The sequence below is a fragment of the Vibrio sp. B1FLJ16 genome (genome assembly GCF_905175385.1).
GTDB lineage: Bacteria > Pseudomonadota > Gammaproteobacteria > Enterobacterales > Vibrionaceae > Vibrio.
On the sequence record NZ_HG992749.1, the window covers coordinates 1,452,982 to 1,479,199 of the forward strand.

Below are 26,218 nucleotides of genomic sequence, written 5' to 3' on the forward strand. Positions count from 1 at the left end.
AAGTTAATTAAATCATAATCTTATTGTTAAAGTTAGTTGTGGGGTGCTTGATTTTTATATATCTAATAATTTAATTTTTTAAGATTTTAGGACGCTTTATTTAACAGATGTATTCAAAGTTTTACTTTGCCAAATAGGTCTCATTTTAAAATAATCATTAGACTTCAAATTGTATACATTGTGCGCAACAATCCATAGGTGATTGCGAATAATTTAGACCTCAAATCATTTTAAACTTTGGTTAAATGACTTAAAAGTGTGATCTGTGCCACATAAAACCAGATAAACCGTACGAATATTTGATTTTTGGTGACGATGAATGCCCATAATAATAGCGAAATTTAATTAGACCTCAAAAGGTATGTATTTCCCCATGATCACATCAGCACCTTGGGTCCTCTATCCAGAAATTGAAGAGGAAACAAGAAAAAAATGGATTTTTCGTGAACCTACAATCTCTGATGGTGACGACATTTACAGCTTAATTGCAGACTGTCCACCTTTAGATATGAACTCTTCTTATTGCAATTTCTTACAGTCTACACACTTCAGTAAGACCAGTATTTTGGTTGAGTGCAATGGTGACATTGCTGGTTTCATATCGGGTTATCAGAAACCGGACGAGCAGGACGTGTTGTTTATCTGGCAAGTTGCAGTATCACCTCGTTATAGAGGCAATGGTTTAGCTTTTCGCATGTTGAAAGAGCTTCTCTTAAGAGAGGGGCTAAGCAATGTCAAGATGGTCGAAACTACTATCACTGAGGATAACAAAGCCTCATGGGCACTGTTCAAAAAGTTAGATGCGATGAACGGCAATTCTGGCCAAGTAAGCACATTTTTGGATGAAAAAGCCCATTTCAAAGGCAAACACGATACAGAGTTTTTGTATCGCATTCCCCTAAAATAATCCCCTAACAATAGGAATTAAAAACGGTCTTATCATGGATATTTTCAAAAAGCAGGAATCCAATGTACGCTCATATTCAAACAACTTTCCAGTCGTATTTCGTAAAGCGAAAGGCTGCTGGCTGGAAACAGAACAGGGCGAACGCTATTTAGACTTCCTTGCTGGCGCGGGATCTCTGAATTACGGACACAATAACCCAGTACTTAAGCAAGCGTTACTTGAGTACATTGAAATGGACGGTATTACGCACGGTCTGGATATGCATTCAGAAGCGAAAGCGTCATTTCTTGAAGCATTAGATAACTACATTCTTAAGCCAAGAAAGCTGGATTATAAAGTTCAGTTTACAGGGCCGACAGGCACCAACGCAGTAGAAGCCGCTTTGAAACTGGCTAAAAAAGTAACGGGCCGCAGCAGTGTTGTTGCCTTCACTAATGGTTTCCACGGTTGTACCGCTGGCGCATTAGCTGCAACTGGTAACCAACATCATAGACAGGGCAATGGCTCGAGCTTACACAACGTAACGCGTCTTCCGTTTGAAGGTTACGCGGGTGTTGATGGTTTGGCGCTGTTTGAAGCAATGCTGAACGATAACTCAGCTGGTATGGACAAACCTGCCGCTGTGCTACTTGAAACCGTACAGGGCGAAGGTGGCTTGAATGTAGCATCAAACGAATGGCTGCAGCGCTTGAGCAAAATTTGTAAAGCCAATGACATCCTTATGATTGTCGATGACATTCAGGCCGGCTGTGGCCGTACAGGTACGTTCTTCAGCTTTGAGCCATCAGGTATTCAGCCTGACATCGTTACTCTGTCAAAATCTATTGGTGGCTATGGCTTACCAATGGCCGTTGTTCTTCTGAAACCAGAGCTTGACCAGTGGAAGCCGGGTGAACATAACGGTACGTTCCGTGGTAACAACCATGCGTTCATTACTGCTGCTAAAGCGCTAGAAATCTACTGGGCTAATGAAGATTTTGAAACTCACATTAAGCAGTGTTCAGAGAAAGTAAGCATCATAATTAATCGTTGTGTGCGCCGATTCCCACAGATGTTCGTGCAGAAAAAAGGTCGCGGCATGATGATCGGTATTGAATGTATTAATGGTGACCTTTCCTCTGAAATCGCTAAAGCGTGTTTCGATAACGGAATGGTGATTGAGACAGCAGGCCCAGACGATGAAGTGGTTAAGTTTTTCTGTCCTCTGACTATCAGTGAATCAGAGTTAGAGCAGGGACTGAGCATTTTTGAAAATGCAGTTGAAAGCATTGCTGCTAAACACTTCAAACAAGCATCTTAATAAGGAAAATTAATAATGATCGTTAGAACACTTGAAGAGTGTCGCAACAGCGAGCGACGTGTAGTTTCAGATACTTGGGAAAGTGTCCGTATGTTGTTGAAAGATGACAAAATGGGTTTTTCTTTCCATATCACGACCATTTACGAAGGTACTGAAACTCATATCCACTATAAGAACCACTTAGAATCTGTTTTTTGTATGAGTGGTGAAGGTGAAATCGAAGTGGTTGGAGGGGAAACTTACCCAATCAAACCAGGTACACTGTACATCCTGGACAAAAACGACGAGCACTACCTAAGAGCATACAAAAACAAAGAAATGGTAATGGCGTGCGTATTTAATCCACCTATCACAGGTGCTGAAGTACACGATGAAAACGGCGTGTACCCTCTTGTTGACTAATGAACAGTCACTGTGAGGTGGTTTCCACCTCACATTTCAATTCTCTCTTCTTTGTTACTTTTATAATTACCAATTAAAAAGGCTTATCATGACTTTTACCGTAGAAAAAATCGGCGGTACTTCAATGACAGCATTTGATGCTGTTCTCGATAACATTATTCTTCGTCCCAAATCTCCATACAACCGTATCTTCGTTGTATCGGCTTACGGCGGCATGACCGACGCGCTATTAGAATGTAAAAAAACCAGCAAGCCGGGAGTATACCAACTGGTTGCCAAACGTGATGACAAATGGGAAGAGGCGTTAGCATACGTAGAGAACCGTATGCTACTGACAAACGAGAATATTTTTGCCGATCCGATGAACCGAATCCGAGCAGATAAGTTCATTCGATCACGTATCTCTGAAGCAAAAAATTGTATCGCCAATATTCTGGAAACTTGCCAGTACGGTCAGTTTTCATTGCGCCACTACTTACCGCAAATTCGTGAGTTCCTCTCTTCAATTGGTGAAGCACACAGTGCTTACAACACTGCGTTGAAGCTGAAAAACATGGGTATCAATGCGAAATTTGTTGACCTGTCTGGCTGGGACACTCAGGAGCCAAGAACTTTAGATGAATCAATTAGTGAAGCTTTTGCTGATATCGATGTATCTAAAGAGCTTCCAATCGTTACTGGCTATGCATACTGCAAAGAAGGGCTGATGCATACCTACGATCGTGGCTATAGTGAGATGACGTTCAGTCGAGTAGCTTCGATTACTAAAGCTAGCTTAGCGATCATTCACAAAGAGTATCATTTAAGCTCAGCTGACCCACGTGTTGTAGGCCCAGAGAAAGTACTTCCAATTGGCAGTACTAACTACGATGTGGCTGACCAACTTGCCAACTTAGGTATGGAAGCTATCCATCCAAATGCGGCGGCTGGGTTACGTGAAAGTGGCATCGAACTGCAGATCAAAAACACATTTGAACCTGAGCATGAAGGTACGTTGATTTCGTCTGGTTACCGTCCGGATGAAGACAAGGTAGAGATTATTGCGGGTAAAGAAAAAGTGTTTGCTTTACATCTGTTTGATCAAGCGATGGTCGGCAAAGTTGATAACGTGAGTTATGAGCTGATGGAAATCATTTCTGATGCACACGTGACCCTGATCGGTAAAGAAATGAATGCCAACTCAATTACTTACTACCTTGGTGGCAATGCTGATAGCTTAAACAAAGTGCTGTACAAAGCAGAAAAGCGTTATCCAAACGCGTCTATTAAAGGCCGTATGGTGGCGTTGATCTCGGCGATTGGTTCCCAGATCGACACCAATAAAACCTTGGCCAAAGGTGTATTATCATTGATGAACAGCGGTGTAACACCCGTTGCACTCCACTCCTCATTACGCAACGTTAATGTTCAGTTCGTTGTCAGTGATAAAGAGTATCAACGTGCAATTTGTGCTCTGCATGATGAGTTTTTCGAGCCGGTAGAAAGCTCTGACTCAATCGTTGACGTTGCTTAGTGTTTATTCACTAGCTATCGCCGACTTATCAGTACAAAAGGAGCCTAAATCAGGCTCCTTTGTAGTTTGAAGAATATTAGATATTCGGTCTTGCTGTTTCGTTCGTTGACGGTGGTAAATGGGGTAACGTTACGCGTGGTTGCTCACCCGTTAACGATCTTAAAAACTCAGTAATTTTTCCGGATTCTTCTTTGCTAAGTTTCTGACCTAGCTGGATGTCAGCCATTACTTCGACCGCTTCTTGTAAATCCCATACCGAACCATCGTGGAAGTACGGATATGTCAGTTCAATATTTCTAAGAGTTGGTACTTTGAAAACAAACTTGTCGAACTCGTTGCCGGTGATGGCTTTACGACCAACATCAGGGTTATCAGTATCGAAAGGTTTTACTAACCCCATTTTTTGGTACATTTGCCCGCCTGCTAGAGGGCCACTGTGACAAGCCGTACATCCTTTAGCTTTAAACAGATGATAGCCTTCAACTTGAGCGACAGTCAGCGCATCGTCGTTACCTTTTAACCACTGATCAAAGGGTGAATTTGGTGTACGCAGCGTTTGTTCGAAAGTAGCGATTGCATCGGTCACGTTCTCCATCGTGATTTCTTCACTGCCATAAGTCTCTTTGAACCAATTGCGATATTGAGGGATAGATTGAAGAGTGTCGGTCGCAAGTTGGTGAGTGAATGCCATTTCCAGAGGGTTTTCAATTGGGCCAGCAGCCTGTTCTTGCAGATCTTCAGCGCGCCCATTCCAGAACTGTACAAAGTTCAAATCTGAGTTAAATACGGTTGGAGAGTTTATCGGGCCAATAGACCACTTGTGACCAATTGAGCTAGGCAGGTTATCTACACCACCTTTCGCAATGTTATGACAAGAGTTACAAGAAATCGTGTTCGAAGCGGACAGACGGGGCTCGAACCATAAGGTTTTTCCAAGCTCCACTTTCTTTTCATCCAGCCCTGTTACCGGATCTATGACCTTTATCGGTTCGCTTGAAATACGTTCGGCATATACACCGAATGATAACACTGACAAAATACTCGCTGCTATTACAGTTCTCATAATAACTTCCTTTTTACGTGATTCTTGACTCTCACTAGTGTGGCGTTCTTCCTAATCGGAACGCTCGGAAGTCACGTTATAAGAATCCTATTCTTGGTTAAAATGCAAAAACTCGATGATTACTATGGTAAAAATCGATGTTAAAGAAATAGTTTTTCTTTGCCCTTTGTTGCACCTGTCACCGAAAGTTGATAGAAACGTTTTATTTACAATTCATTAAAAAATGCAATCGGATTGATCGTTGATTTAAGTCAATTATAGAAATCAGCTTTTCACTGGTATGTTTCGCCTTTTCTTTCATTCAAAGAGTTGTTATGTCGCAGTCTGCAGCAATAAAATCGTTTAGTGAGTATCATAGTGGGGCATTTTCAATTCTGTTTGCCGCAGTGTTATGGGGCACTACAGGAACAGCGGCGAGTTTCTCTGAGCAAGTCAGTCCTCTTGCTATCGGTGCTTTTGCTATGGGCGTCGGGGGCGTTATCCAGGCGCTGATCTCGCTGCGAAGTATTAAAAACAGTGCATCTCAAATCTGGGCGTTTAAGCTTCCGTTAGCTATAGGCAGTGTCGCTTTAGCGGTCTATCCACTTGCGTTTTATTCCTCTATGAAGTTGTCAGGTGTGGCTATCGGTACCGTCATCTCTATCGCCAGTGCACCATTTTTTACAGTATTCATTGAACGTCTATTCGGCACAGGAAAAAACGTCAATAAGATATGGTGGGTGAGTTTCGCATTAGGTGCGGCTGGCATCGTACTTTTGGTGTTAGATAAAGGGGAAGATGGTTTCTTCACGGCCAGCGATTCTAATTATCTTTTGGGGATTGCTCTCGGGTTAGTTGCGGGCTTTACATATGCCGGCTATTCCTGCGTGGCAAAGTCTATGATTGACGCGGGCGTTAAATCACAGGCTGCGTTAGGCAGTATATTTGCTGGTGGAGCGGTGTTCCTGCTTCCTAGTTTGTGGTTCACCGGTGAAAACTTGTTTGCTGGCAGTGTGAACTCTATGGTCTCACTGTACATGGCCATTGTTCCCATGTGCATGGCTTATCTCGCCTTCGGTTATGGGTTACGCCATGTTCCGGTAAGCAGTGCGACGTTATTAACTTTATTTGAGCCTGTTGTTGCCGCAATACTGGCGGTTTGGATAGTGGGAGAGAAGATTTCTGTTGTAGGTTGGGTAGGTATAGGTTTGATTGGCGTGTGCTTGATCCTGCAAACGGCAGATACAAGTGGCACTAGGGATAAAGGGGCAGTTTAGAGCCCCTTGCGATTGACGATGTTTTGAAACAGAGATTAGCTTAAGCTTTTTCTGTCACAACAGGCTTTGAATGTCGAGTGGCTATCCAATACGCAATACCACCCCAGAGAACAGTCAGTAGCCAAAGTGCCGTCCAGTGTTTAGCCACTTGTTGCCACGTTGCCCCCATTTGATTCAAAGCAAGAAAGCCTTTGATAGCCCAAGTGCTCGGGCTTAAATCCGCAATCCACAGTAAAGGTGCCGGGATAGATTCTACTGGCCATATAAAACCTGCTAAGAAGAGTAGCGGCATTGAACTTACCAGAGCGACTAATGTGACTAACTCTCTTCTTGGCAAAAGGTAGCCAAGCCATAAACCCAAGCCACAACAACTTAACATAAACGGTAAGAGTAAAGTGAGCAGCTCGGTGGCGTTAGCAATGTGGTTAACACTTAAACGCTCTAAGCTAGCGCCAAAATAGTAGGCGCTAAGCAGATAATATATCGCAACGAAAACAAGCGTTCGAACTAGCAATATTGAAGCTGTCGAAACGTTCGACCAGTAACCTCGACCATGACGTTGTGACCCCGTTTGTAAGCCAACGGCCATGACCAATGTCTGCTGCAAAATCAGCACGAACACGGCAGGGACGACATATTCGATATAGCCCATCGTTGGGTTAAAAGTCGGCTTCATATTGAGCTTTATCGCAGAGTAATTGTGACTTGCCATGCTAAGAGGCACACCTTCGATCAACAATTTACTCACTTTCACTTGTGCGCCTAACGCTCCACCTGCTTGTGCCAAACCTTCCACGACGGTGCCATACACCAGAAAGTAAGACGCATCAGCGGCGTAGGCCAGCGTGGGACTTTTACCCAGGAGCAAATCTTTATAGAAGTGCTCGGGAATCACCAGAAATCCTGTAATGTCACGGTTGAGAAATGCCTGTTTCGCGTCTTCTATGGTATGGAGCCTAGAGACAATTTTAACCTGTGGTGTCGCGTCGACCATGCGTTCTAATGTCAAACTGGTTTGGCTGCCATCCAGATTGACGATCGCAATTGGCTGCTCTCTTGGAGTTTGTTGTGTATAGGGTAGCGGGTATAAGAAAGAGTAAAATACCACTCCACCGAAAACAGTAAGCGTGACGACAGGGTTGGTAAAAACAGAGCGAATCTCCGCTTTAATCAGTTGCCAGAGTGTCATGCATTCTCCCTGTTTTTAACTTGGAACGCCGTGTTCCGGTGTTTACGAATCAAGGCTGAGGTAAGCAGCAAAGGGATAGCGTAACCAATCATTGTCCATAATGAACTCATCGATAGAAATGCTGGTGTGCCATAACTTGCTTGGGCGACCTGAACCTCAATGTAGTGGCTGATCGGCAATAGTGAACGCCAAGTCGTAGCAAGTGTGCTCATATCAGTGACAGGAAAAGTAATCCCCATAAAAGCAAAGCTGGGTGCAGTAAACGCTCCGGCGAAACTCATCGCACGAGCGGGATCCATTGACAGGAAGAAGAACAGCGCACCCATAATCACACAAGCGATGATAGTGAGCCATTGAGCGATTAAGATGACAACTATACTGCCTTCCATTGGCCAGTCTAACAGTACATAAAACCAGTAGAGAAACATTGCTCCTTGCACCATAAATACCGGGATGTACTTGCTTAAAATGGAGGCGAGTTGTAAATACGGTTTATCGCCTAAAAGCTCGAATCCATTCTTGCATCCATAAAGACGAAAATGTGCAGCGAGGATCAAAATGGTGCTTACCACGATACAGATTTGCCAGATTGCAGGTACGATGGCAGTAATCAGAAACTGAGCGTAGTTGGTATTGCGGTTAAACAATGCGGTAATTTGTGTCGAAACGGGGACTGCCTTACCAATAGCCGCGGCAGTAGTTGTGTTGCCCTTGGCAAGATTCCCCGCAGCTTGTAACTGAGCGTCAAAATAGCCTTGAGCCTGTGCCACGGCAGAGTTAATCAACTTTGCGACCAGAATATATTGGCTGTTGAAAAACACAGATAGCTGCGGTTGACGGTGTTGTAGAATGTCCTGATCAAAGTTCGGTGGAATGACGGCATAAGCGTATATCTGACCTTCAATCATGGCATTTTTAGCTTCAGTTGCTGTTGTGTAATGGTAATCGACCGCCAGAGTCGAAGAGGCGTCAAGAGATTGGATTAACTTACGTGAAAGTTGAGAGTGCTCTACATCCACGACGCCAATCGGCAGATCGCGGGCAATACCAGCAGAGAACACTCCCCAAATAGTGACAGCGAGTAAAATGGGTATCCAGGTTAAGCACGATAATAGCCATTTGTCGTGCCTTAGGATTTGCCGTTGTGAAATATGATTTGTCATAACATCAACCAACTACAACGGATTACAGTTCAACCACAACACTCATGCCCATGCGCAGTTCTGGCTCTGGTTGAGTCGGTCGGGCTTCAACTTCAAAAGTACGTAGATCAAACCCTTTTGCCGCATCGGTTGCGCGCCATGTTGCGAAGTCTCCCATAACGGCAACATGCATGACTTTGAACTCTACTTTTTTGTCGAGTGCGGGCAAGTAGGCGTTGAAGGTTGTGCCTTTAGTGAAATGTTTGAGGAGATCTTCCCGGACATTGAGTGTCGCCCAAGCGTCTTGGGTATCTATAACCGTAACAACGGGAAAGCCTTGGGGTGCGAGTTCGCCACTTTGTAGCAGAACCTGAGAAACTTCACCATCAAACCAACTATGGATCTGCGTGTCTTTCACGTAGGCTTCAACTTCTGCAACCGCGCCGGATGCCATGCGTGCTTTTTCGGCCGCTGCGATTTTAGTTTCGCTGCGTGCGCCTTCTTTCGCCATTTCGTACATTTGCAACGCCGCACTTTCTGTGTATTTTGCAGCTTGCCACTGTGTTAACGCCTCATCACGTTTTTGCTCCGCGACGACACCATCTTTGTAGAGGTTGTTTACCCGGTTATAGGTTTTCTGCATTAAATCTGCCGCCGCTTTGGCTTTTAACCATTGATCTTTTGCCGCTTGGATCTGTTGTTCACGTGCACCTTTTTCTGCCTCCTGTGCTAATGCGTCTGCGGCTTTTTCACCTGCTTTTGCCTGTTCTAATTTAGCTTCTATCTCAGGGCTGTGGAGCGTGAAAATAAGCTGGCCTTTTTCAACCTCGTCACCTTTACGCACCAATACTTCGTCAATCCGACCAGGGACTTTTGAAGAAATACTGTACTGCCGCGCTTCAATCAAACCTTGCAAGCGAACAGGCTCTGGCTGATAGGCACGATAAAACTGGTAACCAATCCATGAGGCAACACCCACAGCGCAAAGTGATACTAAAACGGGTTTTAATGATTTTGCAGCCATGACTTAATTTACCTTTTTAGATGTTGAAGATGGGGTATAGGCAGTGTTTCGATATTGTTTGAAGCTGTCGATCTCACTACTTAGTGCCAATAACTTAGTTAAGGAGATCAGATAGCGGAACCGTGCAGCTGAACGTTGAGTCTCGATACTGGCGACATAAAGCTGGGCGTCGACGACATCGAGAGAGGACGACAGCCCTTGAGTGAACGCTTTTTCACGCAAGTGCAGATTCTCATTTGCGAGAGCGATGCTCGATTCCAGGCCTTGTACTTCGTCAATCGCTTGTTGCGCTTCGAGATAGGTTTTCTGAACCAACAGCGACAAATCTTGTTTGGCCTGCGATTTAAGTGCATCCACCTGGGAAACCACGCTTTGTGCCGCTTTCACTTTTTCACTTCGGCCACTAGATTCAATAAGAGGAACGCTGACACCAACGCCGACTAGCCAGTCGGGTTTCATTTGGCTCGCGAGTGAGTCGTCTTCATAAAGACTGTAGTCACCGTAGAGGTAGACTTCTGGGTAGTACTTACCCTTTTCGGCCTTTATCAAGCTGGAAGCTTGCTTATGCTTTGCCTCAAGAATATCGAGACCGGGGTAGGTGAGTATGGTTTGATCGATAAATGCACTCAGTGGAGGAAGGTGATCGTTAATGAATAACGTTTCTGCTGGCTCGACAGGATCATTTTGCGCTAGGAGCTTCCCGAGCGCTGCCTGAGCGATGGCTAAATCGCTGGCGGCTTTGCGAGTTTCAACCGAGGCTTTATCTAAAGAGGCTTCTGCCTGTAATCGTTCTACTCGTGCAATCTGCCCTTGCTCTTCCATTTTCAGTGCAAAATCACGGTGTTTTCTAAGACCTTGCTCAGCTACCTGACGAGTGGCTAATACCTCTTTTGCTAGCACGACAGAAAAGTAGTACTTGGAAAGGTCTTCAAAGCGAGCCTGTTGTTCCATCATTAGCTGGCTTTTGGCTTCTTCAGTTTTTCCTTCGGCAGCAGACTGAGCGGCTGAAATACGTCCACCCGTAAAAATCGGCCAGATAGCACGTATGGAAGAGGTGAAAATGTCCCTTTCGGTGATGGTGGAAGTCGTACTACCTAAAGTGCTTAGTATGCCTTGAAAGGCTGGTGGAACAGCAATTTCTGCGCCAGTACTGTCAATTATCTGTTTGCCCGATAGTGTTACGTCGGTGTCTAGGCGAGTATAACTGGCGCCAAGCGTAACCTGAGGTAAACTGAGATTTCCTGTCGCTTTCTCTTGATATTGGTAATTCTCGACGTTAGCGCGTTGAGCTTTTATAGAGTAATTATTTTCCAATAACAATTGCCATGCATTGTCTAAAGTAATTGGAGCGGAATGACAGGCAAATGAGATTGAGCTACTGATGAGGCTAACTATCCAAAACTTTCCAGGTTGTTTCATAGTGGCTACTTTTAATAGAGTAATAGCTCTAATATAGAGGAATAATTACACCGTGTTAAGAGGGAATTGAGGAGAAAGTCGTGTTACAACAGCGCCCCGTCTATTGGAATAACAGGGCACAAAAGTGTTACAAGTTTATTTCTGATATGGACAGTGGAACTCTGCTCGCCATTCAAGTTGACGAGAGCCACGCATAGTATCGAGTAAATCTTTACCGCTCATCTGCGGAAACGAAAGTAGTACTCTTAGATCGGAAGTGCCACTATCGTTTGTCTCATACGCTCTGACATGAGTAAAAGTTGAATACATATTCTCTGACAGCATGGCCTTATTAAGGCAAATTCCAAAGTTATCGCGTTCCATTACTTGGTGTTCCTTCTAAATATAAAACACCTCTGTTTCTATTTTTTAATAGCAGATGGTGTCTAACTGTATGCCATATCTTCAGTATTTTCATTTTTATTTGTTTAATTTCGAACATACTGACAACTAAGTTGAGCGTTTTCTGACTTCCAGTTTCACTGCTTGATTAGTGAAGTTCTTAAAGACTCCTTTGAATAAAAATTATACGCCCGAAAAACTAGCAACGCTTTAAAATATCGAGAAAATCGCCGTGATAACTTTCATACTTTTACGTAATTACTATGTATCATGTTGAATAATAAGCGGTAAAATTTTTCGCAACGAATGATTAAGTTAATAGTTGATTGCCCGTTTAATATTTGACCGCAAAAAACACAGTTTGTTTGCGCTGTTCACATATTTGTCATCTGATTTCGGTCTGAGTGTTAACTCGATGTTAACGTAGCGCTTATAAGGTATGACGAGGATTAGTAAGTGAGTTGGAGTACCATAAGCTTTCGAAAGCGCATGCTTATTATTATGACGCTTTCTGGCTTAATAGAGTTGTTGTTACTTGTTGCTGCCGGGTTTACTTATCTGAAAGTGACTCAAGAGCAAGAAATGGGGGAGAAAGCACTTGGTATTGCTCAGTTTTTGGCTAACTCCGAGGTTGTTCTCGAAATGGTCGAAAGTGATACCCCTGAGCCTTATCAAGCCCGTTTTCGCGAACTCACTCAAGCCATTGGTGCGGCGTTTATTGTTATTGGCGATAGAAACGGCGTACGTTTAATCCATCCCATAGATGAGCGAATTGGTAAGCCGATGAAAGGCGGTGACAACTATCGCGCATTAGAGGAGGGAAAGTCCTATATTTCGACAGCCAAAGGTTCATTGGGCTACTCAGTGCGAGGTAAAGCGGCGATATTTAACGCCCAAGGTCAGATCGTTGGCGTTGTGTCGGTGGGATATTTGCTCGACCGACTTCAGGATCGCATCGAGCCATTTTTAACTTTTCTCATCCTGATGGTTGTGGTCGTTGTTCTGGCTAATGCCATTGTTTCCAACTATGCCTCAAGAAAGTTTCAGCGCGCAATTTTGGGCTTCGAACCAGAAGAAATTGGCCGGTTGTACGGTGAACTCGAAGTGACGATGGGAACCATTAAGGAAGGAATACTGAGTATAGATTCTGATGGCGTGCTTCGTTCAATAAACCGCAGTGCGTGTCAGATATTGGGTATAGAAAGAGAGACTGCGATTAATAAGCCACTCACGGAAACACTTCGCGACAGTGACTTGTATACCGTGCTGGAAACCGGTCAGGAAGATCATGACATTGAAATCTTCCTTAACCAAAAGCGCTTGATTGCCAACCGCTCTCCGATTTATGTCGACGGTAAAGTTGTCGGTGCAGTATCGAGTTTTCGTATGCGCGATGAGATCAGTGAACTGACGGAACAACTTTCCCAAACCAAAGAGTATGCGGAGTTATTACGTTCACAAACTCACGAGCACCGAAACAAACTCAATACGATTAGCGGGTTGGTACAACTTGGCGAACTGGAAGCGGTTCAGAAACTGATAGGGCAGGAAACTGCGCACTATCAAGCGATGATTGAATTTCTTCGAGACACCATTCGAGATCCTTTGATTGCGGGTATGTTACTCGGTAAGACAGAGCGAGCAAGAGAGCTTGGATTAAATCTGATTGTCGAAGAAGGTAGCCGGTTGGAAGTGTTACCAACGTGGTTGAACTCAGAAGACCTGGTCACTATTTTGGGTAACTTAATTGATAATGCCTTTGATGCGACTTTAACTGCTATTCGAGAAGAGTCCAACGTTGCCATTGAGCGGAGAAATATAGAAGTCTCAATCAGTGATTATGGCAATGAAGTAATAATGGAAGTGAGTGATTTAGGCTGCGGACTACCAGCTAATATTGAGCCTAAAAATCTCTTTAAAAAAGGCATTTCAACCAAATCCCGTCATGACCGAGGAGTAGGGTTACATTTAGTAAGCCAGCTTGCTACTCGATACCACGGACAAGTGGAGATGCTGCCAAACACAGAGTATGGAACGAGAATAACCGTGTATTTGCCTAAGGAAGAACAAGTATGAACATGGCAACGCGAGTGATGATCATCGAAGATGATCTTGCTATTGCAGAGTTACACCACAAATACCTGAGCCAGTTGGCAGGTATCGAAGTAGTGGGCATTGCAACAACGAGAATAGAAGCAGAAATGCAGCTTGAGGTATTGAAACCAGATCTGCTTCTGATGGATGTGTATCTGCCTGACGGAACCGGACTGGATATTCTCAACACACTGCGTTCTAACAATCAAACTTGTGATGTTATTTTGATTACCGCAGCAAGAGATGTAGATACGCTTCAGCAAGCAATGCGTGGCGGAGTAGTCGATTATTTGCTTAAACCAATCATGTTCCCGCGCCTGGAAGTCGCACTTAAAAAGTACATTTCCCAGCGTCAGAGGTTAACCGTCGCACAGAGCTTAGATCAAAACCTAGTTGACAAAATGCTGCAATCAAATGGTGTTGCTGATACCGCAACAAAACGTCACCCCAAAGGAATCGACAGCGTTACGTTAGATAAAATTCGAGACTTATTTCCCAGCGGAGAAAAGATTACGGCTGATCAGGCGGGAGATAAAATTGGAGCGAGTCGCACGACAGCCAGACGATACCTTGAGTACTTAATAAGCTCTGGCGAGCTGGAAGCGGATCTAAACTACGGCACGGTAGGACGCCCGGAGCGCTGCTATAAGAAAGTGAAACGTTATACCAATCGTAGTAAATAACTGGTCATTCTAGCTTGCTAAAATCCTCGATAACTGCGTTACAATTTTTGATTGTAGAATAACTACTTATCGAAAAATTGTGCGTTGTTCTCAAGCATTTTTGCTGCGCTATTTCTGATCACTTACTTACTGTGATTGGTATTAAAAAAACGGTGGCGTAAAGTGCCACCGTTTTGCATAAATTCATCCGGCTAAATCACTGCGGGTTGATTAAAAGTTGTACTCAAACTTTACTTCCACAGAACGTTCAGAGCCGTACCAGCAGTTCATGCTGTCGTAACAGGTATAGCTCTCTTCATCAAACAGGTTGTTCATGACCAGGTTCGCTGCAGCGCCATCGAGTGAATCGCTCAGTAACCCTAAGTCATACCCTAGCGATATATCAACTAGTGTATAAGATGGCACCTTGCCACTCAGATTGTATGCGCCCATCTGCATCTCGCCAAGGTATCGTACCCCGCCACTAATGCGTGTTCCTGCCAGCGGACCATTGTACAGGTAGTAGTTTGTCCATAGATTCGCGCTATGTTCTGGTACATAAATTGGTGTTTTACCCACTAAAGCACCATCCACATCTTTGGTGATTTCCATATCCATGTATGAATAGCTGGCGTTTATATCCCAGGCATCGGTCACGAACCAACGGCTTTCCAGCTCCAGTCCCTGAGAAAGAACTTCACCAAGCTGAATTTTTGCACGGTAGGTAGGATCATTCGGGTCGTAAGAAACGGCATCCTCTTTGGTAATATGGAAATAAGAGGCGGTCATTTCCGTCGCACCATCAAGAGATTGATATTTAACCCCAACTTCAATTTGCTCACCCAACTGTGGTTTAAGAGCTTTACCGTCGATGTCCGTTCCTGCAGCTGGTTCAAAGCTTGTTGCGTAGCTCGCGAAAGGCGATAGTCCATTGCTGAACTCATACAATGCACCCACTCGATAGGAAAATTGGTTATGATCTGCCGTATCCCTGGTACCGGCAACAATAGTGCTGGTTTTAACGTCACTGGCTTCAAAAAGGTCGTAACGTCCGCCTGCTAGCAACACCCAATCACCAAGGCGAATCTGGTCTTGAAGATAGAAGCCTAACTGTTCAGTTTTTATTTTATGCGACTCGTCATAGACTTCTGTTAATGCACTTGTGTCTAATAAGCTGTTGTTTGGATTAAAAATGTTAAAAGCATAAAACTCTGCGTTCCCTGCATACTCTCTATAGGAAGAGTTACCTTTAAGCTTTAGATAATCAATACCAAACAACATGTTATGCTCATTACTGCCGAATTTAACCGTACCAGAGAGCTGATTGTCGATAACAAATGACTGAGAGTCTTCATCCGTGTCATAGATATTGCGACTCATTGCGCCGGTTGCCTGATCAAAGCTGGTTGCTAAATGGTAGGTATTCTCTTGATATAATGAGGCATCGGTATAGCGTGCATTTTGCAATATAGTCCAGTCATCGTTAATGACATGATTGACCTTATAACCGAGCATAAAGACTTCTCGTTCAAAGGTGCTCCAGTTAACATCTCCTGCAGAAGTCGTCGGTGCAATCGAACCCGCAGGATTACTCATAATCATTCCAGATGCAGGAAGGGAAGAGTTGATCCCCATGCTCGGATCGTTCTGATAATACAGATTAACATTAACCAGTGTGCTCTCTGTTGCCTGCCAGTCTAAAGAGGGCGCTACAACGTAACGTTCTTCTTCTGCATGTTCGACCTGGCTGTCACGCTTACGAGCTAAGGCAATCAAACGGTAGTTGACGTTGCTCTCACCAATTTGGCCAGTACTGTCTAATGTCGCTTCCATTAAATTTCTCGTACCTGTAGATACACCTATTTGAGTACTTGCTTGTTCCTGTGGTGATTTGGCGATTATATTCACCATTCCACCCGGGGGCATACTTCCATAAAGTACTGAAGTCGGGCCTTTGAATATTTCAACTTGCTGCATCGCAATCGGATCAATTTGGGGCTGTAAGTTCCATCCTGTTAAGTAAGGCAGTTTCAAACCGTCATAGTAACTTTCATTGTTGGCAAAGCCGCGGATATAAAAAGTGTCGTACATAGTGACAGAAGCACCTTTGCTCTCTGTAACAACTCCAGGTGCATAACGAAGTACCTGGTTGAGTGATTTAACTCCGCGCTGGTCTAATTGCTCCGAGTCAATAATCGTAATGCCTTGGGGCGTCTCCTTTGGCTCTAGAACTGTCTTTGTGGCAGTATTTCGGTAGGCTTCACCAAGTATAGTGATGGTTTCGTTTTGAGAAGTACTTTCATTAGCGATAACAGTACCTGATGCAAGTGCAGAAACAACGACAGCGAGGGCTGTACGTTGAACATGGGCTGAACTTTTCATATTTAATCCACTACTTATTCTTATTTGGTAATAATTTTCATTTGTATTTTATATCTGGAATAAATAGAAAAGTTAACAATTTGGTGCAAACTTAAGATTAGCTGTGCCTGTTGCTATACGGCTTTCAATAGGGGAGCGATACACTTGACCGGAAGCCAGTATTGCATCTGAGCAGCGGCGCTATCGAGTTGGTAATCTTCAGGATAAATTTCCAGCTCATAACCATCCACACCGCGATAGTTTGAATAAGGTAGCCAATCCAGGATGAACCATTCTAATGTTTTGGCAAGGCCGGTAGCTTTGCCAATGTGAGTCACGACTGCATAGGTTTGCTGAGGAACATATAAAGTATCGAATTGTTTAATTGAACTAACGTTAGAGCTTGGGAGGTCACCAGTTTCGCTTTGGAAGCCCGCCCAATATTCGAGTTGTGTGTGACTGGAATGTTTTCGTGTGACATCAACTACACCAATACTTGGCGAGAGACGGGGTATATCTGAGATAGATAGCACCTTGTTCCAGAGTCTCGGTACTTTAGATTGAAAGTCGGGCTCTGATGAGAACAGCCCATTAATAGCATGGTGAATACCTGTGACGTAAAAAGAAGGTTTTGTTTCAATTTTAACGTCAACAAACCTTGTTTCTAGCCTTGATGTTTGGGACGGGATCAAAAGGCTTAGGGGTTGTCTTAAACCGGTTAACTGTTGTTTTCTGCGGTATTCACGGGGACTCACAGAAAACATCTGCTTGAATGCCCGGCTAAATGCATTTTCTGATGAAAAGCCCATCTCAATGGCAATGTCTAAAGAACGGTCGGTGCTATTTATCAGCCGTTCGGCAGCGTAGCTTAGCTTTAGTTCTCTAACGTAATGCGCCACAGATAATCCGGTATGTTGCTGAAAAACACGTTGTAGTTGCCAGCGTGACCAACAGCTTCGCTGTGAAATATCGTCAACACTAAGGGTTAACTCTAGGTTGCTGTGGATGTAATCAAGCACATTCTGAATGCGATTTAATGGATGTGTAATGCTGGTCACTGAGCTCATCGCGATATCAATAAGTTAGGCATAGATATTATTATGTATAATTGCGAATGATTATCAACTGCAAACTAGCCGTAATGAGAAACGCTCACCATTTAGTACAGATTTATGCTCTCATAAAGAAGTGAAGATTTTTTAAACAGGATGGAGTTTTTACTCGAATTTGCCTTAAGTTTTTATGTTTATAAAATACAAAGAGTTAGGTTGTTTTCTGCAACTTATTTAATCGTTTGCACTAGCAAGTGTTGATGTAAATCAAATTGTCGTAGACAATACCACCCCGTATCGGACTCTCTTCCATTGCCTACAGGGGGATGCTCTTGATACGTAACTGACCTGAATGCCCTCAGAAAGTCGTGTTTTGATATGGTTTTTGAACACAACCTTTTGAGGTTCTTTGGGCCTAAAATGACTTACCTATCAACGTAATAGGTAGGAGCAATTTTCTTTTTTGAAGTGCCATTGATAGGGTAGGTCAACTTTTTAGCCATATCCGGGCACACAATAAGTACCTCGTTTTTAAGGGAAAGATGATGGTAATACCAGAAAACAGCAGCATCGTTATTTTTGGTGCTTCAGGCGACCTTACATACCGTAAGTTAGTTCCTGCTTTATACCACCTTTATGCGAACAAGCAGCTGCCAGAGAATTTTGCGATTCTCGGTGTCAGTCGTACTGAATACAGTGATGACTCTTATCGCGAGAAGTTGAAGAAGTCGCTTCAGGAGATGGAAAAAACAGAGCCAGAAACGCTTAATGCATTTATTAACCATCTGCACTATCAAGCTATCAACACTTCTGACACCCAAGATTATGCTAAGCTGGCAACTCGTTTAGATCAGCTAGCTACCGAATACAAGCTGGAACAGCGTAATACTCTTTTCTACCTGGCGACTCCGCCAAGCTTATACAGTGTAATACCTGCAAGTCTTGCAGCCCATGGTCTGAATAACGAAGATGATGGCTGGAAACGTCTAATCATTGAGAAGCCATTCGGCTACGATCTTGAATCAGCGCGTATTCTTGATAAAGAAATTCACGAGCACTTCCAAGAGCATCAAATCTACCGTATTGACCATTACCTGGGCAAAGAAACGGTTCAAAACCTACTTGTTTTCCGTTTCTCAAACGCGATGTTTGAACCGCTGTGGAACCGTAATTTCATTGATTACGTTGAAATCACTGGCGCGGAGTTCCTAGGTGTTGAAGAGCGTGGTGGCTACTACGATAACTCTGGCGCTGTTCGCGACATGTTCCAAAATCACCTTCTGCAAGTTTTAGCTATGGTAGGTATGGAGCCGCCTGCTCAAATTAATGCAGACTCAATGCGTGATGAAGTGGTTAAAGTTCTTCAGTGTCTGAAACCTCTGGACGAAGACGCGTTGCGTAACGATCTGGTTCTTGGCCAGTACACGGCATCTGACGTTCGTGGCCAGCATTTACCTGGATACCGTGAAGAAAACGGTGTAGCGGATGACTCTCGTACCGAGACCTACATTGGTCTTAAAGCTCATATCAATAACTGGCGATGGAATGGCGTGCCATTCTATGTGCGCACAGGTAAGCGTCTACCGACTCGTGTGACAGAAGTCGTGATCCATTTTAAGCAGACACCTCATCCGGTGTTTGGTCAAAATGCGCCTGAGAACAAACTGATTATTCGCATTCAGCCAGATGAAGGCATCCAGATGAGCTTCGGCCTAAAAGAGCCGGGTGCAGGTTTTAAAGCAAAAGAAGTGAAGATGAACTTCCACTACGCTGACCTGCAAGAAGCTCAAATGCTCACCGCTTATGAGCGTTTATTGCTTGATTCACTGAACGGCGATGCAACTCTATTTGCTCGCAGCGATGCTGTGGAAGCATGTTGGGAATACGTACAGCCAATTCTCGACTTTAAACAAGATCCACAATCACTCTTCGGATACGCATGTGGTACATGGGGTCCAAAAGAATCTGATGACTTGCTACAGCGTGATAACCGCGCTTGGCGCTTCCCATGTAAAAACCTAACAGATACGGACTACTGTGAACTATGATCAACCATAAGATCTATCAAACTGCAGAGCAGGTAGTAGAAAGCCTGGCTAACGATATGAAAGCGTTCAGCGAAATGGGCCGACCTGTTCACATTTCTCTTTCGGGTGGCAGCACGCCAAAAATGCTATTTAAGTTATTGGCAACAGAAGCCTATGCCACATCAGTTCAATGGCAGAACCTGCACTTCTGGTGGGGTGATGAACGCTGCGTTGCACCGGATGATGCTGAAAGCAACTATGGTGAAGCAAACGAGCTTCTGTTTAGCAAAGTAAATATGCCTGCTGAGAACATTCACCGTATCCGTGGTGAAGATGATCCACAAGCAGAAGCTGAGCGCTTTGCAAAAGAGATGCTAGATGCGATTCCTTCTCTACGTGGCACTCCGGTATTTGACTGGATCTTACTGGGTGTAGGCGCAGATGGTCATACGGCATCACTGTTCCCTGGACAGACAAACTACGAAGACACGAACTTGTCTGTCGTAGCGACACATCCTGAATCAGGTCAGCTTCGTGTATCAAAGACCGCTCGAGTATTAGAGGCAGCAAAACGTATTAGTTACTTAGTGCTTGGCGCAGGTAAAGCGGACATCGTTGAAGAGATCAACGGTTCGCCTGCGGATGCACTGCCATACCCGGCAGCAAAGGTTGAGTCACAAGCGGGCCTAACGGAATGGTATTTAGATTTGGACGCGGCAGCAAAAATTGCTTAATAGCTGTTCGTCAATGGAACAAAATTGGAGAGAAACAATGAAAGGTGATATCGGTGTAATTGGCCTAGCGGTAATGGGTCAAAACCTTATCCTAAACATGAACGACCACGGCTTTAAAGTTGTGGCTCACAACCGTACTGCTGCGAAAGTAGACGAGTTTCTGGAAGGGCCAGCAAAAGGCACAAACATCATCGGTGCATACTCTCTAGAAGAACTAGTAGAGAAGCTAGAAACGCCACGTAAAGTGATGCTTATGGTTCGTGCAGGTGACGTTGTTGACACGTTCATCGACAACCTAATTCCACTTCTAGACAAAGGCGACATCATCATTGACGGTGGTAACACTAACTACCCAGATACAAACCGTCGCGTAGCACACTGCCGTGAGAAGGGCATTCACTTCATCGGTACTGGTGTATCTGGTGGTGAAGAAGGTGCACGTTTTGGTCCTTCAATCATGCCTGGCGGCGCTCCAGAAGCTTGGGAAGCGGTTAAGCCAATCTTCCAAGGTATCTCTGCAAAAACTGACGCTGGCGAGCCATGTTGTGACTGGGTTGGTAACGACGGTGCAGGTCACTTCGTTAAGATGGTACACAACGGCATCGAATACGGTGACATGCAGCTAATCACTGAAGCTTACCAGTTCATGAAAGATGGTCTTGGTATGTCTGCAGACGAGATGCAAGCTGTATTTGCTGACTGGAACAAGACTGAGCTAGACAGCTACCTTGTAGAAATCACTGCTGACATTCTTGGCTACAAAGATGAAGATGGTGAAGCTCTAGTTGAGAAAATCCTGGATACAGCAGGCCAAAAAGGTACTGGTAAATGGACAGGTATCAATGCACTAGACCTAGGTATTCCACTAACGCTTATCTCTGAGTCTGTATTCTCTCGTTGTCTATCTGCACTGAAAGACCAACGTGTTGAAGCTGAGTCTCTATTTGGCAAGACAATCACCCCAGTTGAAGGTGACAAGCAAGAGTGGGTTGATGCACTACGTCAAGCGCTACTAGCATCTAAGATCATCTCTTACGCTCAAGGCTTCATGCTAATGCGCGAAGCGTCTAACGAGAACGGTTGGGACCTAAACTACGGTAACGTAGCACTAATGTGGCGTGGTGGTTGTATCATCCGTTCTGCATTCCTAGGCAACATTCGTGATGCGTACGAAGCGAACCCAGATATCGCATTCCTAGGTTCTGATGAGTACTTCAAAAACATTCTTCAAGGCAGCCTAGCAGCATGGCGTAAAGTAGCAGCGAAATCTCTAGAGTCTGGCATCCCAATGCCATGTACGATTTCTGCGCTATCTTTCCTAGACGGTTACACAACCGCTCGTCTACCAGCAAACCTGCTTCAAGCTCAACGTGACTACTTCGGTGCTCACACTTACGAGCGTACTGACCGTCCACGTGGTGAGTTCTTCCACACTAACTGGACTGGTACAGGCGGCGACACAGCGTCTACGACTTACGACGTGTAATTGTTTTAAGTAAACCGACTGAATATAAAAGGATGCCCAGTGGCATCCTTTTTTGTATCTTTCTCATCCTCTTTCATTTATGAGATGAGAAAAACTTTTCTCCGCCCTGACAATGAGTTGCAATCGTTCGGTTAAGGAGAACTGTAATGACATGGTGTGGTTTTGAGGTTTTTACACTAATAAGTGCCTCAGATAAGCCCTTGGACTACGCCTGAAAAAAAAAGTAGGCGGAGGATGTTTGCATTATACAAACGCTCTATCTTACGACTCAGCAACAAGTCACCAGAAGAAGCCGTTCTATCTGGTGCTATTTGTGTTGAATTAAAGGTGGTAAACACAACAAACAGAGGTTCTAAAGATGACAAATAATAAGTACTTTGTTTTTAACCCTGCTGAGCTGAAGCAGGAAATACAAAAGAATACGAAATTAAAATCTAAAAAAGAAACTCAACGTCAGGCATTAGTAAAACAGGCACAGCAAGCTGGTGGTCTGTGATACTTCAGAAGAGCACCCTCCGCTGAATATACAGTAATAGGGTGCTCTTTATTATTTAATCATTCCCATGCTTTTCAGCTTCCGATAAATCGTATTCCTACTTACTCCGAGCATACGAGAAGTCTTACTAATATTCCCCTGAGTTGCTTGATAGGTTTTCACCAGTTTATCTTCCACGGTCGCGCGCATGTCGACTGCGGGCTCCAAAGTATCCTTCTCTTTAGTATCCTTCTCTTTGACCTGACTGAGCTTCTTAGAAAGGTGTGATGGTACATGTGCAAGCTCTAAAACTTCTTCACCTTGCGCCATGAGAGCTGAGACTTTGATTAAGCTGTCCAGTTCACGCAAGTTTCCTGGCCATGAATAAGAAAGCAGCAGAGATAGAAGGTGAGGGCAGAGCTGTTGATTCGGCGCAGCATGTCTCTGCTGAAGATGCACAATCAGTTTTTCTTTGTCGTCGCGTTCTTCTAGCCTTGGTAACTCAATGACTAATCCGTTAAGACGATAATAGAGGTCTTGCCTGAACTCTCCTTGCTCAACTAACGCTTCAAGATTTTTATGCGTAGCAGCGATGATTTGAGTATCCACTTGCACACTCTGATTAGAACCAACAGGCATGACGGTTTTATCCTGAAGAACGTGCAGCAGTCGGCTCTGCGCACTAAGTGGTAAGTCGGCGATTTCATCAAGGAAAAGCGTCCCTTTATCTGCCTGGCGTATTTTACCTTGATATCCTTTGTTACTTGCTCCGGTAAACGCGCCGGCGACATACCCGAACAATTCCGATTCAATAAGGTCTTTTGGCAGAGCACCACAGTTGACAGCAACAAGTGGTCCACGATTTCTTTGGCTGTTTTTGTGCAGTGCTTTTACAAACACATTTTTACCAACACCGGTTTCTCCGAGTATCAGTAAACTGATGTCTTTATCGATAACTCGGTTTGCTTGCTGCCAACAGCGTTCAACAGCAGAATCACCAAAGTGGAGACTATTAGATGCACTAACGGGCCGAGACTGAATTTTCCGTTTTGTTAAAGGTGCTGTTTTAAACACGAGTGACTCGTTCGACATTTGGTGAGATAGGATCTCTTCCAAAGGTTGTCCAACCACGTTACTGCTATCAAGCAACTGTGACGCAACTTGGTTATGAGCAAGAATCAATCCGTCTTCATTAGCGATGATGATGCCTTGCCAGCCACTGCTGAGCAGGTTTTTATCGCATGCTAAGTCAACCCGAATATGACCACTCGGAACCTGGTTCAGCAATTGGCTTTCAACAAGCCTTACCATGTTCTGCACTAACGCCTGAGTTGAAAGGTCGTGCTTTTCTTGCTCACTGGTAATGTCCAGTACGCCAAGCAGCTGGCCAAGGTGATCGACAATAGGGTTAGCTGAGCAGCTGATAAAACGGTGTTGCTGGATGAAGTGTTGATCGCCTATTACTGCAACGGGTTTTGCTTCGACTAACGCTGTACCAATTGCGTTGGTCCCTTTGAGCTTTTCCTGCCAGCACGCGCCTGAGCTAAGGGCGATTTCGGTGAGTTTTTCTCTGAATCTTGGCTTCCCCCAGCTGCCTACGATTACGCCATCCGCATCGGTTAATATTAAGCGGCTGTTACTGTGTGCAAAAAATTGGTTAAACAGAGGAAGAGCGAACTGCTTTACCGCTTCAAGGAGGAAGTGAAGCTGGTGACGTCGTTCCTTAAGCGTCGCAGATGTGACGCGTATGTCTTCAGGACGTCGACGCTGTTTCAGACCTGCCTGTTCACTTCTGAGCCAGGAAGTCGAAAGCCAGTTATTGTCGGTAATTTGTTGAAGTTCCATGAATGTACCATTTTGTTACAGTGAGCATGTGTCATTTTGGAACACTTGAACACTGGTGTTTACACCATACGCCTATTCAAACATCACTCATTAAAATTGTTATCGCTTGGTAATCATAGTGTTACATTTCATTAACAACAAGTATCTCTTAGTTGGCCTGTGACTTGCGTAATACTCTCAGTTAACAGTGCGAAATGACACTGTAAAAAAGCAAAGTGTTTCAAACACTAATGGAACAAAACACTGAACGAGAAACAAAAGGAAGAGTTATGATTTACGCACAGCCAGGTAGTGAAAATTCCATCGTGAACTTCAAATCTCATTACGATAACTTCATTGGTGGAGAGTGGGTTAAACCCGTTGGAGGAGAGTACTTTGACAATATTTCGCCTATCAACGGGAAGCCATATTGTCAGGTTGCACGCTCTGGTGAGGCAGATATCAATTTAGCACTGGATGCTGCACACGCGATCAGAGAGAAATGGGCGAAAACCAGTGTTGCAGAGCGATCTAATCTGTTGCTGAAAATAGCAGATCGTGTTGAACAGCACGTTGAAGAGTTAGCGTTAGTGGAAACATGGGAAAACGGCAAACCAATCCGCGAAACTCTGGCAGCCGATATTCCACTTGTTGTTGACCATTTCCGTTACTTCGCTGGTTGTATCAGAGCACAGGAAGGCAGCGCTGCTGAAATAGATGAAACCACCGCGGCATACCACTTCCCTGAGCCCATCGGCGTTGTCGGACAAATTATTCCGTGGAACTTCCCGATTCTGATGGCTGCGTGGAAAATTGCACCGGCTTTAGCTGCCGGCTGTTGTGTCGTTCTTAAACCTGCAGAGCAAACACCAACATCTGTTCTCGTTCTTATGGAAAAAATTGCAGATCTACTTCCACCGGGTGTTGTTAACGTGGTTAACGGATACGGTTCAGAGGCTGGTCAGGCACTGGCAACAAGTAACCGTATCGCTAAGCTGGCATTCACCGGTTCAACACAGGTGGGTAACCACATCCTTAAATGCGCGGCAGACAACCTCATTCCTTCAACAGTAGAACTTGGTGGTAAATCGCCAAACATCTACTTCCCGGATGTATTTGATCACGAAGATGAGTTCGTCGATAAGTGTATCGAAGGGACACTGCTTGGATTCTTTAACCAAGGTGAAGTCTGTACCTGTCCATCTCGAGTACTGGTGCATGAGTCGGTTTATGACAAGTTTGTCGCTAAAGTAGCTGAACGTGCCAAGCTTATCAAACAGGGCAACCCTCTGGACACAGAGACACAAGTCGGCGCGCAAGCATCTCAGGAACAGTTTGACAAGATTCTGAGTTACTTAGAAATAGGCCGTGAAGAGGGCGCAAGGGTAGTCTTTGGTGGTGATGTGGCGAAGCAAGAGGGCGATCTTGAGCAAGGTTACTATATTCAGCCGACTCTACTGGAAGGCAATAACAAAATGCGCGTTTTCCAGGAAGAGATCTTCGGTCCGGTTATTGCGATAACGACCTTCAAAGATGAAGCAGAAGCCCTTGAGCTTGCGAATGACACTGAGTATGGCCTGGGGGCCGGTGTCTGGACGCGAGATCAAAACCTAGCGTATCGAATGGGTCGCAACATTGAAGCTGGACGTGTCTGGATAAACTGTTACCACGCTTACCCGGCTCACGCGGCTTTCGGCGGTTACAAGAAATCAGGTATTGGACGTGAAACTCATAAAATGATGCTCGGACATTACCAGAATACTAAGAACTTACTGATTAGTTACAGCATCAATCCGCTAGGGTTCTTCTAAATAGATACTCTCAGCAAGTAAAATTAGTTGATATACAAGCCCTGCATCTATGCGGGGCTTTTTCTTATGTCCGTTTAACGAATGCACTGTATACAG

The 26,218-nt window shown here is 44.4% G+C and carries 21 protein-coding genes; 12 read left to right on the forward strand and 9 right to left on the reverse strand.

Features of this window, described 5'->3' with window-relative positions; all coding sequences use genetic code 11:
* The first annotated feature begins 373 nt into the window (after positions 1-373).
* The 4 genes from ectA (at position 374) to KHN79_RS06625 (ending at position 4,122) form a co-directional block, all read left to right on the forward strand.
* Complete coding sequence (gene ectA / locus KHN79_RS06610) at positions 374-907, forward strand: diaminobutyrate acetyltransferase (protein WP_182007904.1); 534 nt, start codon at positions 374-376, stop codon at positions 905-907.
* A 34-nt stretch (positions 908-941) separates the two neighbouring features.
* Positions 942-2,207 (forward strand): diaminobutyrate--2-oxoglutarate transaminase, encoded by a 1,266-nt coding sequence (gene ectB, locus KHN79_RS06615; RefSeq protein WP_182007903.1) that lies wholly within the window; start codon positions 942-944, stop codon positions 2,205-2,207.
* A gap of 15 nt (positions 2,208-2,222) precedes the next feature.
* The gene (locus KHN79_RS06620; RefSeq protein WP_020336355.1) at positions 2,223-2,609 is read left to right on the forward strand and encodes an ectoine synthase; all 387 of its coding nucleotides are present in this window, start codon (positions 2,223-2,225) and stop codon (positions 2,607-2,609) included.
* Between the two features lie 88 nt (positions 2,610-2,697).
* The gene (locus KHN79_RS06625) at positions 2,698-4,122 is read left to right on the forward strand and encodes an aspartate kinase (RefSeq protein WP_182007902.1); all 1,425 of its coding nucleotides are present in this window, start codon (positions 2,698-2,700) and stop codon (positions 4,120-4,122) included.
* Positions 4,123-4,198: 76 nt separating this feature from the next.
* Here KHN79_RS06625 and KHN79_RS06630 read toward each other — a convergent pair whose 3' ends face one another.
* The gene (locus KHN79_RS06630) at positions 4,199-5,185 is read right to left on the reverse strand and encodes a cytochrome-c peroxidase (RefSeq protein WP_182007901.1); all 987 of its coding nucleotides are present in this window, start codon (positions 5,183-5,185) and stop codon (positions 4,199-4,201) included.
* 314 nt (positions 5,186-5,499) lie between these two features.
* On the opposite strand from KHN79_RS06630, the gene KHN79_RS06635 reads away from it, so the two are divergent.
* Positions 5,500-6,441 (forward strand): EamA family transporter, encoded by a 942-nt coding sequence (locus KHN79_RS06635; RefSeq protein WP_182007900.1) that lies wholly within the window; start codon positions 5,500-5,502, stop codon positions 6,439-6,441.
* Positions 6,442-6,481: 40 nt separating this feature from the next.
* On the opposite strand, the gene KHN79_RS06640 is transcribed toward KHN79_RS06635, so the two are convergent.
* From KHN79_RS06640 to KHN79_RS06660, 5 genes are all read right to left on the reverse strand, one after another.
* Positions 6,482-7,630 carry an ABC transporter permease gene (locus KHN79_RS06640; protein WP_182007899.1) on the reverse strand — a complete coding sequence of 383 codons (1,149 nt, stop codon included), beginning with the start codon at positions 7,628-7,630 and terminating at the stop codon, positions 6,482-6,484.
* On the reverse strand, positions 7,627-8,793 hold the full coding sequence (locus KHN79_RS06645) for an ABC transporter permease (protein WP_182007898.1): 1,167 nt from the start codon (positions 8,791-8,793) through the stop codon (positions 7,627-7,629). Before KHN79_RS06645 ends, KHN79_RS06640 begins: the two co-directional genes overlap by 4 nt.
* A 22-nt stretch (positions 8,794-8,815) precedes the next feature.
* A complete protein-coding gene (locus KHN79_RS06650) occupies positions 8,816-9,796 on the reverse strand; it encodes a biotin/lipoyl-binding protein (RefSeq protein WP_182007897.1) in 981 nt (326 codons plus the stop codon).
* Between the two features lie 3 nt (positions 9,797-9,799).
* A complete protein-coding gene (locus tag KHN79_RS06655) occupies positions 9,800-11,215 on the reverse strand; it encodes a TolC family protein (protein WP_182007896.1) in 1,416 nt (471 codons plus the stop codon).
* 135 nt (positions 11,216-11,350) lie between these two features.
* Complete coding sequence (locus KHN79_RS06660) at positions 11,351-11,578, reverse strand: hypothetical protein (RefSeq protein ID WP_182007895.1); 228 nt, start codon at positions 11,576-11,578, stop codon at positions 11,351-11,353.
* Positions 11,579-12,052: 474 nt separating this feature from the next.
* Here KHN79_RS06660 and KHN79_RS06665 point away from each other — a divergent pair, with 474 nt between their 5' ends.
* Together KHN79_RS06665 and KHN79_RS06670 are read left to right on the forward strand one after the other, a co-directional pair.
* Positions 12,053-13,672: a sensor histidine kinase gene (locus KHN79_RS06665; protein WP_182007894.1), complete on the forward strand. Its 1,620-nt coding sequence runs from the start codon at positions 12,053-12,055 to the stop codon at positions 13,670-13,672.
* Positions 13,669-14,373 (forward strand): response regulator, encoded by a 705-nt coding sequence (locus tag KHN79_RS06670; protein ID WP_182007893.1) that lies wholly within the window; start codon positions 13,669-13,671, stop codon positions 14,371-14,373. The genes KHN79_RS06665 and KHN79_RS06670 overlap by 4 nt, the downstream gene beginning before the upstream one ends.
* 210 nt (positions 14,374-14,583) lie before the next feature.
* On the opposite strand, the gene KHN79_RS06675 is transcribed toward KHN79_RS06670, so the two are convergent.
* Positions 14,584-16,734 carry a TonB-dependent siderophore receptor gene (locus tag KHN79_RS06675; RefSeq protein ID WP_182007892.1) on the reverse strand — a complete coding sequence of 717 codons (2,151 nt, stop codon included), beginning with the start codon at positions 16,732-16,734 and terminating at the stop codon, positions 14,584-14,586.
* A 113-nt stretch (positions 16,735-16,847) separates the two neighbouring features.
* Positions 16,848-17,780 (reverse strand): AraC family transcriptional regulator, encoded by a 933-nt coding sequence (locus KHN79_RS06680; RefSeq protein ID WP_182007891.1) that lies wholly within the window; start codon positions 17,778-17,780, stop codon positions 16,848-16,850.
* 530 nt (positions 17,781-18,310) lie between these two features.
* Here KHN79_RS06680 and zwf point away from each other — a divergent pair.
* The 4 genes from zwf (at position 18,311) to KHN79_RS06700 (ending at position 22,508) form a co-directional block, all read left to right on the forward strand.
* Complete coding sequence (gene zwf / locus KHN79_RS06685; protein ID WP_182007890.1) at positions 18,311-19,813, forward strand: glucose-6-phosphate dehydrogenase; 1,503 nt, start codon at positions 18,311-18,313, stop codon at positions 19,811-19,813.
* Positions 19,810-20,526 carry a 6-phosphogluconolactonase gene (gene pgl / locus KHN79_RS06690; RefSeq protein ID WP_182007889.1) on the forward strand — a complete coding sequence of 239 codons (717 nt, stop codon included), beginning with the start codon at positions 19,810-19,812 and terminating at the stop codon, positions 20,524-20,526. Before zwf ends, pgl begins: the two co-directional genes overlap by 4 nt.
* Positions 20,527-20,563: 37 nt before the next feature.
* Complete coding sequence (gene gnd, locus KHN79_RS06695; RefSeq protein WP_182007888.1) at positions 20,564-22,012, forward strand: decarboxylating NADP(+)-dependent phosphogluconate dehydrogenase; 1,449 nt, start codon at positions 20,564-20,566, stop codon at positions 22,010-22,012.
* A gap of 358 nt (positions 22,013-22,370) precedes the next feature.
* A complete protein-coding gene (locus tag KHN79_RS06700) occupies positions 22,371-22,508 on the forward strand; it encodes a hypothetical protein (RefSeq protein WP_182007887.1) in 138 nt (45 codons plus the stop codon).
* A gap of 51 nt (positions 22,509-22,559) precedes the next feature.
* Here the strand turns inward: KHN79_RS06700 and KHN79_RS06705 are convergent, their stop codons facing one another.
* Complete coding sequence (locus KHN79_RS06705) at positions 22,560-24,332, reverse strand: sigma-54-dependent Fis family transcriptional regulator (RefSeq protein ID WP_182007886.1); 1,773 nt, start codon at positions 24,330-24,332, stop codon at positions 22,560-22,562.
* Positions 24,333-24,601: 269 nt separating this feature from the next.
* Between KHN79_RS06705 and KHN79_RS06710 the strand changes: the two genes are divergently transcribed.
* On the forward strand, positions 24,602-26,122 hold the full coding sequence (locus tag KHN79_RS06710) for an aldehyde dehydrogenase family protein (RefSeq protein WP_182007885.1): 1,521 nt from the start codon (positions 24,602-24,604) through the stop codon (positions 26,120-26,122).
* Positions 26,123-26,218 lie beyond the last annotated feature (96 nt).